This is a genomic window from Arthrobacter sp. ISL-5 (genome assembly GCF_018613835.1).
GTDB lineage: Bacteria > Actinomycetota > Actinomycetes > Actinomycetales > Micrococcaceae > Arthrobacter.
In genome coordinates this window covers 1-5,374 of the sequence record NZ_JAGGPM010000066.1, presented here as the reverse complement: position 1 = coordinate 5,374, position 5,374 = coordinate 1, and the positions used below count along the sequence as shown (strand labels likewise).

The 5,374-nt window shown below is 66.8% G+C and carries 9 protein-coding genes; 7 read left to right on the top strand and 2 right to left on the bottom strand.

Annotated elements, in window-relative coordinates:
* Positions 1-237 precede the first annotated feature (237 nt).
* From J7I89_RS24655 to J7I89_RS24635, 5 genes are all read left to right on the top strand, one after another.
* A complete protein-coding gene (locus J7I89_RS24655) occupies positions 238-1,014 on the top strand; it encodes an AzlC family ABC transporter permease (protein ID WP_214975972.1) in 777 nt (258 codons plus the stop codon).
* A complete protein-coding gene (locus tag J7I89_RS24650) occupies positions 1,011-1,322 on the top strand; it encodes an AzlD domain-containing protein (RefSeq protein ID WP_214975970.1) in 312 nt (103 codons plus the stop codon). The genes J7I89_RS24655 and J7I89_RS24650 overlap by 4 nt, the downstream gene beginning before the upstream one ends.
* Positions 1,323-1,425: 103 nt before the next feature.
* On the top strand, positions 1,426-1,671 hold the full coding sequence (locus J7I89_RS24645; RefSeq protein ID WP_214975968.1) for a hypothetical protein: 246 nt from the start codon (positions 1,426-1,428) through the stop codon (positions 1,669-1,671).
* 108 nt (positions 1,672-1,779) lie between these two features.
* Positions 1,780-2,457 (top strand): SIS domain-containing protein, encoded by a 678-nt coding sequence (locus tag J7I89_RS24640; protein ID WP_214975966.1) that lies wholly within the window; start codon positions 1,780-1,782, stop codon positions 2,455-2,457.
* A gap of 106 nt (positions 2,458-2,563) precedes the next feature.
* On the top strand, positions 2,564-2,848 hold the full coding sequence (locus tag J7I89_RS24635; protein ID WP_214975964.1) for a hypothetical protein: 285 nt from the start codon (positions 2,564-2,566) through the stop codon (positions 2,846-2,848).
* 57 nt (positions 2,849-2,905) lie between these two features.
* Here the strand turns inward: J7I89_RS24635 and J7I89_RS24630 are convergent, their stop codons facing one another.
* Positions 2,906-3,157 (bottom strand): hypothetical protein, encoded by a 252-nt coding sequence (locus tag J7I89_RS24630; RefSeq protein ID WP_214975962.1) that lies wholly within the window; start codon positions 3,155-3,157, stop codon positions 2,906-2,908.
* A gap of 265 nt (positions 3,158-3,422) precedes the next feature.
* A complete protein-coding gene (locus J7I89_RS24625; RefSeq protein WP_214975960.1) occupies positions 3,423-4,043 on the bottom strand; it encodes a TetR/AcrR family transcriptional regulator in 621 nt (206 codons plus the stop codon).
* A 111-nt stretch (positions 4,044-4,154) separates the two neighbouring features.
* Here J7I89_RS24625 and J7I89_RS24620 point away from each other — a divergent pair, with 111 nt between their 5' ends.
* Together J7I89_RS24620 and J7I89_RS24615 are read left to right on the top strand one after the other, a co-directional pair.
* A complete protein-coding gene (locus J7I89_RS24620) occupies positions 4,155-4,490 on the top strand; it encodes a thiamine-binding protein (RefSeq protein WP_214975958.1) in 336 nt (111 codons plus the stop codon).
* Positions 4,491-4,563: 73 nt separating this feature from the next.
* Positions 4,564-5,241, top strand: coding sequence for an O-methyltransferase (locus tag J7I89_RS24615; protein WP_214975956.1), 678 nt, complete (start codon positions 4,564-4,566; stop codon positions 5,239-5,241).
* Positions 5,242-5,374 lie beyond the last annotated feature (133 nt).

Below are 5,374 nucleotides of genomic sequence, written 5' to 3'. Positions count from 1 at the left end.
CCCTGTTCGAGCACCTCTACCCGCCCCCGCAACCAGCCTGAACCCCCGTCAACCCAGCCACACGGCGCAACCAGGAACCACCAGTGGAACACCCAACGGCAGCGAGGCCCGGCGCTCCGGCACGCCCTCAGCCCGAAAAACCGCCGAAACCGGAATCAGATCATCCAACCAGGCAGATCGGTGGATCAAGGTTTAGCCGGCTTAGCCGCCGTGCCGCCGCTGTGGTTGAGTGGTGCCATGCCCATCACCTGGCCGTCACGGCTCCTGCAGTCCCCGGCGGTGCGCGTAGGCCTGTCCATCAGCATCGCCACCGGGCTGTACGGCGTCTCCTTCGGCGCCCTTTCCGTGACGTCGGGACTCGATTTCTGGCAGACCATGGCCTTAAGCCTGCTGCTGTTCAGCGGCGGCTCCCAGTTCGCGTTTATCGGCGTGGTTGCCGGCGGGGGTTCCGGCCTCGCCGCCATGGGCGCCGCCACGCTGTTGGGGATGCGCAACGGCATTTACGGCATGCAGCTCAACGTTCTGCTGCAGCCCAAGGGCTGGCGCCGCTACGCCGCCGCGCAGCTGACCATCGACGAGTCCACGGCCACGAGCACCGGCCAGACGGACCCCGCCGAGCAACAGCGCGGCTTCTGGACCGCCGGAATAGGCATCTTTGTGCTCTGGAACGTCTTCACGGCCGTCGGGGCGCTGGCCGGCGGTGCGCTCGGCGACCCCAAGCAGTGGGGGCTCGACGGCGCGGCTGTCGCGGCATTCCTTGGCCTGCTGTGGCCGCGGCTCAAGGGCCGTGAGCCGGTGGCCATTGCCGCCGTGTGCGCCCTCGCCACCGTGCTGGCCGTGCCGTTCGTTCCCGCGGGCGTGCCCATTCTGATTGCGGCAGTGGTTGCGGCGGTCATCGGCTGGTTCAGCCACGGCCGCCGCGATGAAGGGCTGGAACCGGACATCGATCCCTACACCGAGCACCATCACGGGCCGCGCCCGGGCTCCGGAACCATCCCGGGCGGCGCCGCATGAGCCTCTGGATGTGGCTGCTGCTTTCCTGCCTGTTCGCCTACGCCTGGAAGCTGATGGGGTACCTTGTGCCGGCCAGCCTGCTGCGCAACCCCCGGATGTCCAGGGTGGCGGGCACCATGACCATCGGGCTGCTGGCGTCGTTGACGATCGTCAACACAGTGGCGTCGGGGCAGGCGCTGGTCCTCGATGCCCGGCTGGGGGCCCTCGCCGCGGCCGGCGTTGCCCTGTTCTTCCGGGCGCCGTTCCTGGTGGTTGTGCTGGCAGGCGCCGGCGCTGCAGCCCTCCTGCGCCTGGCGGGCTGGAACTGACCGGACCCGGCGCCGCGCGCGTCGCCTAGTGGCGTGCATCACATGCGTTGTATGCTCTAAGAGGCTAAGCAGTCAGCCGCCATAACCCTACAAGTGGTGAATCATGGACAACCGACTGCCTCCCGGAGCTTCTGGCGTCCGCAGGCATGCCGTCGCGGGCTTACCCGAGAAACGTTTCTTCACTCACTTCAGGTCACTTGCCGACGTTCCCGACGCCGAGCTTTCCGCCCTCTGCCATGGTCTCGGGCTGGAGCTTGAGCTGTCCGGAAACCCCGCAAGGCTGGCGGCCCTGGCGGCGATCAACCGTGAGCTCCTGGCACGTGCCGCGTCCGCCGCCAACGACGACTGAGGCAAGGCGCGCCAAGCAACGAGGCGGCGCGCCGACCAGTGTGCAGTTGCGCGCAGAGTGAGTTAAGGGAAGCGCAGCAGCTGCTCGAAGTGAAGAGGAGTTGGAAAAATGAAAGCCGTCAGCCGGTTGTCGCGCACGCACGTCGCCGAGGCCCCGTTCGCCGTTAAGGCACCGGTGGACATCGTCCTGGAGCACCTGCGTCAGGTGGGTCCCGCCGTCGCCTCGCTCCGGCATGAATCCTCGCGGCTAGCGGGGTGGGGGGAGGAGCTGGCCCGGCGCCTCCTCGCCGGGAACCGCTTGGTGACTGCCGGAAGCGCCGGTTCGGCGGCCGAGGTGCAGCAATTTACCGCCGACCTGCTGGGCCGCCACTCCGGCGAGCGTCGGCCCTTCTCCGTCATCGCTCTCCGGGGAACCCCGACGGCGGCCGGGGCGGGGTCGGCCAACGTCATGGAACTTGCGCAGGGCAACGCAGAAGCGGTGGCCAGCCTGGTAGCGGCCCATATTCGCTCAGACGACGTGTTGCTGGTCGTGTCGGCCAGCGGCCACCGGCACGCCTTGCTGGAGGCAACTGCAGCGGCCAAGACGGCCGGAGCCACGGTCTGGGCGGTTACCGGGCGGGCGCCCAATCCGCTGGCGCAGGCTGCAGATGAGGCCATTTGCATCAGCGCTCCCACGCCCCAGGTCCGGGAAGCGCAGCTGATTGCGCTCCAGGCCATGGCTGAGTGCGTGAGCGCCGCCCTGCACAATCACACCACACGGCCGGAGGCCTTCCCGGGCGGCGATTGACCCCGGGGTGGCATTGACGTGTCAGGCCGGGTGTGACTGAGTAGATGGTGGGGCGACGCAGTTGGCGAAGCGGCGCCGGGTGTTGTTGGCTTCAGAGAGGACGACCATGAACGAAAAATCAACCGCGGGTGAACCGGAGTCCCACAAGGACGGGCATGAGCGAACGGGCGCCCCGTACATCGAGGTAAGCGGATCCCAATCCACGCGGGAGCTCCGCGACACGTCCCGGCGGCGCCGGGAAGCGGAGGAGAAGCTGCAGCAGCATCTGCTCGAGGCGAAGGAGCATGCCCACGAAGCGGAGCAGCATGCGCATGGGAAGGGGCACGCGAAGGACCCGGCGCCTGAATCCACGACGCAGGAACCCAAGGCAAAGGATCCCAAGGCAGGGTAGCCACGCGGCACACCCTTAGTGAAGGCACACCTTGGGTTGGACTACGGCGGGGTTGGACTATGCTGCCCCGTAGGCGTCCGGGGAAGAGGCTTGCCGGTAGGAGTCCGGAGAGCCGGGCGCAGTGCGCCGGGCCAGTTCTTCGGTGGCGAGGTCATACCAGTCCTGTGCCCCAAAAACCGGTTTGGGGGTGTCCAGGTTGCGGTAGAGCGCGTCCACAATGATTCCGAGCTCATCGGTGGAGGCTGCCGTCAAGGTGGCTTCGGGGTCCGCGGACAGCTTCAGGAAGCGTGCGAGCTGTGAGCGGTTCATGATGACGCAGCCGGGGAGAAGTGGTCACGAGTGGAGAATGACATTTTGTGCTCCGTTGTGGAATTCCCGAGGCTGGCTGCCTAACCACTGGTCCGACTAGCTTACTGTGCAAGCCGGTTGGACGGAATAGAGAAGACCTGGCGGGGACGGAGCTTGCCCGCGAAGACCTGCGCCTACTCGAACCGAAGACCTGCGCCTACTCGAACCGAAGACCTGCGCCTACTCGAACCGAAGACCTGCGCCTACTCGAACCGAAGACCTGCGCCTACTCGAACTGGGTGCCAGGAAGCGGCACCTGAGGCGGAAGCGGCCGGCCCGGCCGTTCGGAGCGGATAGCGTCTTCGACGAGCGCCGCAGGGCGGCGCCACGCGTCGGAGCCCGGTTCCATCGTGTCCACCACGCCGATCAGCATGGCCAGCAGCCTCACCATGTCCGTCAGGGAGATGTCGACGCGGAGCGTTCCCTGGTCCTGTCCCCGGCCAAGGAGCACGCCGACGGATTCGATCAGGCTGCCGGTGATGCCAGTCAGCAGGTCCCGCCGGCCCGCGACGGCGCCCAGCAGATTGGCGTTCTCGCTCGCGGCGGTCATGACGGCGTCGATGACGTGGAAGAGGCCTTCGGCTGCGTCCGTGCCCGCCAGCGCAACGTCGATGACGGGGTCGACCTGGAGCCGGAGCTGGCGGTTCAGCGCTGCCAGGACGAGTTGTTCCTTGTCCGAAAAATTACGGAAGAGCGTTGCCGGCCCCACTCCGGCAGTGGCGGCGATGGTCTGCAGTGGAACGTCCGGGCCGTACTCGCGGAAGCACTCGCGGGCCGCATTGATGATCTTGTCCACGTTGCGGGCAGCATCGGCACGGAGTGGTTTGCGCTCTACTGCGAGGTTCATGAATCAAGGTTAGCAACGCTGTGTCTCCCCGACTTCGTTACCCATTGGTAGCGCCAAATATGACGCAGCACACGCCCTTGGCCGTCTTCTGAACCGTGTCAGACTGGACCCATGTTGCTTGCATTTTCAGTCGCCCCGTCCGGAATTCCCGCCGATCCGGCCTACGCCGAGGCCGGCGGCGCAGACGCGTCCGTGCACGACGCCGTGGCCGCCGCCGTCAGGATCGTCCGGGACTCCGGGCTGCCCAACAAGACCGATTCCATGTTCACCACCATCGAGGGCGAATGGGACGAAGTGTTCGCGGTGGTCAAACGCGCCACTGAGGAGGTCGGGAAGTTCGGCAGCAGGGTGTCCCTGGTGATCAAGGCGGACATCCGGCCCGGCTTCTCGGGTGAGCTCACCGCCAAGGTCGATCGCTTGGAAAGCGCCATAGCCGAGGGTTCCTGACAGCCCCGGCGGGGGTTCGGCGGCCGTGCCGGACGCCCTAGCCCCCAAGTGCGGTTGCTGCGAGACTGGGGCCATGTTTGAGCACAAGGCGCGGCCCGAGTGGGTGGCCGTAGAAGAGTTCCTGTCCGACGTCGTCGTCCATCCGGACGGTGCGCTTCAGCGCGCGGTGCAGTCCGCCGTCGACGCCGGCATGCCGCCCATCGAGGTGACTCCCAACGCGGGAAAACTGCTGAAGCTGCTGGTCATGTCCTCCGGCGCGCGCCGGGTGCTGGAGATCGGCACCCTGGCTGGCTTCAGCACCATCTGGATGGCCCAGGGACTTCCCGACGACGGCCGGCTGGTCACGTGCGAATACCTCACCAAGCACGCGGAGGTAGCCCGCGCGAATGTGGACGCTGCCGGGCTGGGCCACAAAGTGGAGATCCGGATAGGCGCAGCGCTGGACACGCTCGCGGCGCTGGAGGCCGAGGGAGGCGCACCGTTCGACTTTGTCTTCATCGATGCGGACAAGGAGAACAACCCGAAGTACCTCGACTGGGCGGTGCGGCTCGGCCGGCCCGGCACCAGCATCGTCATGGACAACGTGGTGTGGGAAGGGGCGGTGCTGGATCCCTCCATGGACGAGGTCAACGCCCCGGGAATCCTCAGCGCGCTGAAGCTGATGGGGGAGGACGCCAGGCTCGACGCCACGGTCATCCAGACGGTGGGTTCCAAGGGCTGGGACGGCTTCGCGCTGGCCGTGGTCCGCTAGCCCGAAGTTACGACGGCCTTCCGCCCACATTCGTTGAGTTTCCGGGCCGGAGGCCCCTTTCAAGTCTACGTTTGTAGACAGAATAAATGGCGTGTCGCGCCGGGCACGTGTGTGGCCTCGCGCTATAGTGCTG

Bases quoted from the DNA above. Each gene is read 5' to 3' on its own strand.
- J7I89_RS24655 (WP_214975972.1), top strand. From the start codon at position 238: ATGCCCATCACCTGGCCGTCACGGCTCCTGCAGTCCCCGGCGGTGCGC.
- J7I89_RS24650 (WP_214975970.1), top strand. From the start codon at position 1,011: ATGAGCCTCTGGATGTGGCTGCTGCTTTCCTGCCTGTTCGCCTACGCC.
- J7I89_RS24645 (WP_214975968.1), top strand. From the start codon at position 1,426: ATGGACAACCGACTGCCTCCCGGAGCTTCTGGCGTCCGCAGGCATGCC.
- J7I89_RS24640 (WP_214975966.1), top strand. From the start codon at position 1,780: ATGAAAGCCGTCAGCCGGTTGTCGCGCACGCACGTCGCCGAGGCCCCG.
- J7I89_RS24635 (WP_214975964.1), top strand. From the start codon at position 2,564: ATGAACGAAAAATCAACCGCGGGTGAACCGGAGTCCCACAAGGACGGG.
- J7I89_RS24630 (WP_214975962.1), bottom strand. From the start codon at position 3,157: ATGAACCGCTCACAGCTCGCACGCTTCCTGAAGCTGTCCGCGGACCCC.
- J7I89_RS24625 (WP_214975960.1), bottom strand. From the start codon at position 4,043: ATGAACCTCGCAGTAGAGCGCAAACCACTCCGTGCCGATGCTGCCCGC.
- J7I89_RS24620 (WP_214975958.1), top strand. From the start codon at position 4,155: ATGTTGCTTGCATTTTCAGTCGCCCCGTCCGGAATTCCCGCCGATCCG.
- J7I89_RS24615 (WP_214975956.1), top strand. From the start codon at position 4,564: ATGTTTGAGCACAAGGCGCGGCCCGAGTGGGTGGCCGTAGAAGAGTTC.